This is a genomic window from Frankia sp. CoBUL1, from assembly GCF_978021245.1.
Genome location: NZ_CDXDOS010000290.1, coordinates 2,331 through 4,492, shown reverse-complemented (window position 1 = coordinate 4,492; position 2,162 = coordinate 2,331). Strand labels below are relative to the sequence as shown.

The window sequence follows — 2,162 nt, the reverse complement described above, 5'->3', positions numbered from 1 at the left end:
CCGGGCGGCACGCGCGTCGCGGACCGCGCCGGCCACCAGACCCAGCGGGGTGCCAGCAACGCCTCGATCCCGGCGAGCACCCGCGCGGCCTGGCCGGCCCCGGCCAGGGGAACCGCGAGCCGCACCACGCCCGGCGCCACCGCACCGCCCGCCCCACGCGGGCCGTCCCTACCCTTCGGACCCTCCGGGCTGTCCGCACCCTCCCGACCGTCCGTGTCCTCCCGACCGGTGCCACCGCTCACCGTGGGCGCGGACGCGGCCCGGGGCCGGTAGGCCACCCCGAGGCCGGCTCCGCCCAGCGGGACCAGGGCGAGCAGATCCCGGCGGACGAACCCGCCGGCCCGCAGCCGGGCGAGCAGGCCCGACTCCGGGTAGGACGGGGATGCCGACGTCACTGGTCGATTCTCACCGGCGGGTCCGACAGTTCGCGCCCCTCCGGGACGGTACTCAGGACTGTCGGGCCAGTACTCATGGTAGCCAAGCCAGTACTCACTGGCAGCAGGGCCAGGGTCCGCGGCACCCCCGGCGGCCGGTGGCAGCCCGGTGACGCGACGCGCCCGAAGAGCTAGAAAGCCGAAATGCCCACGTTGGAAACGTTGAGCGGCAAGAATCCGACGACGGGAGATCAGAACCTTCGCGGGAAGAGGCGGTTTCATGGCAGGGCGGGACAGCGAGTACGAACGCCCCATCCTGCTCAGCTGCGGCGGCTGCGACGTGCGCTGGACGGCGCTGACCGCGGCGCACTGCCCGTCCTGCCACGAGACCTTCGCCGGCACCACCACCGGCTTCGACGCGCATCGGGTGAAGGGGGCCTGTCTTTCCCCGGAACGGGTCAGGTTGCGCCGCGACCGCGGATACTGGCTCAGCGGAGACGAACAGCCGCCCGGCCGCATCCTGCGGGTCTCCGACCGGCAAGGCGGTTCGGCCGGCCCCGCGGGCGCCCGCGGTGGCGCCGGAGGCGGGGCCCGAGGTGGCGCCGGCACGGTACGGATGGCCGGCTGACCGAGCCCTCCCCCTCATCGGACGGTAGGCGGGATCCCACCCGCCGCCTGCGGCCGGGCTGGATGGCCGAGCCGGTCGCAACAGGCGCGACGGCAGGCACAACGGTGGGCATGGTGGTGGGGACGTGCCACCACCACGGTGTACTGGAAGTCAATCTTGTGTTCCCCGGCTGCGGTCCCGCAGCACCCGGACGCCGTCGCAGACCGCTCTCCCCCGTCCAGGAACGCTTCCGTTAGGGTAAAGGGGCCCGGCAGTGAAGATTCGACCGAGATGGCACGCTTAAAGCCCGTGCCGGTTTTTCTCCGGCCAAGCTATGACGTTCGACGTCGTTTCTCAACGCCCCGCGCCAGCGCCCACTCGGCGGGCGGCGATCCGTTTGGCGGTGGGCCACCGCACGTCGTGCGCCCAGCCGAGCTTCTCGAACAGGCGGATGAGTGCGGCGCTGGGATCGATCTGGCCGGGCAGGACGCCGTGGCGGGCGCTGGTGGGGTCGGCGTGGTGCAGGTTGTGCCACGACTCCCCCAGCGAGGGTATGGCCAGCCACCACACGTTGCTGGAGCGGTCCCGGGCCGCGAACGGTCGGGTGCCGATCGTGTGGCAGATCGAGTTGATGGAGAAGGTGACGTGGTGCAGCAGCGCGATACGGACCAGCGCTCCCCAGAACAAGGCGGTCGCCGCCCCGGCCCAGGACATGCTCCACAGGCCGCCGACCAGCGGCGGCAGCAGCACCGAGGCGGCGACGAGCCAGGGGAAGCGGGCCGAGATCGCCGCGATGTCCCGATCGGCGAGCAGATCCGGGCAGAACGTCTCCGGCGCGGTCCGTTCCGGGTGGAAAAGCCATCCGACATGGGCGTGCAGGAACCCTTTCGCCAGGCCCCTGCCATGATGACCGAAACGCCACGGTGAATGCGGATCAGCTGCCTGGTCGGAGTATTTGTGATGCCGCCGGTGGGCCGCGACCCAGTCGGTCACCCCCATTTCGATGGCGAGGCTCCCGGCAACGGCGAGGATTATCCGCAGCGGCCGGCCGGTCCGGAAGGAACCATGCGTGAACAACCGGTGGTAGCCCACGGTGACACCGAATCCGGTGATCAGGTACATGACGGCACCGATGACCAGGTCGTGCCAGCCCAGCCCCCACCCCCAGGCCAGCGGGACCG

2 protein-coding genes and 1 pseudogene are annotated in these 2,162 nt (G+C 71.6%); 1 reads left to right on the top strand and 2 read right to left on the bottom strand.

Translation table 11 applies throughout. From position 1 onward, the window contains the following. Positions 1 to 395 (bottom strand): annotated as a pseudogene (locus AC08OX_RS15715) (hypothetical protein); the annotation flags it as partial. A 259-nt stretch (positions 396 to 654) separates the two neighbouring features. On the opposite strand from AC08OX_RS15715, the gene AC08OX_RS15710 reads away from it, so the two are divergent. Then, the gene (locus AC08OX_RS15710) at positions 655 to 1,002 is read left to right on the top strand and encodes an FDXHR family putative zinc-binding protein (RefSeq protein ID WP_476608500.1); all 348 of its coding nucleotides are present in this window, start codon (positions 655 to 657) and stop codon (positions 1,000 to 1,002) included. A 333-nt stretch (positions 1,003 to 1,335) separates the two neighbouring features. Here the strand turns inward: AC08OX_RS15710 and AC08OX_RS15705 are convergent. After that, on the bottom strand, positions 1,336 to 2,162 hold an 827-nt coding region (locus tag AC08OX_RS15705), incomplete at its 5' end, for an acyl-CoA desaturase (RefSeq protein ID WP_476608499.1).

Bases quoted from the DNA above. Each gene is read 5' to 3' on its own strand.
- AC08OX_RS15710 (WP_476608500.1), top strand. From the start codon at position 655: ATGGCAGGGCGGGACAGCGAGTACGAACGCCCCATCCTGCTCAGCTGC.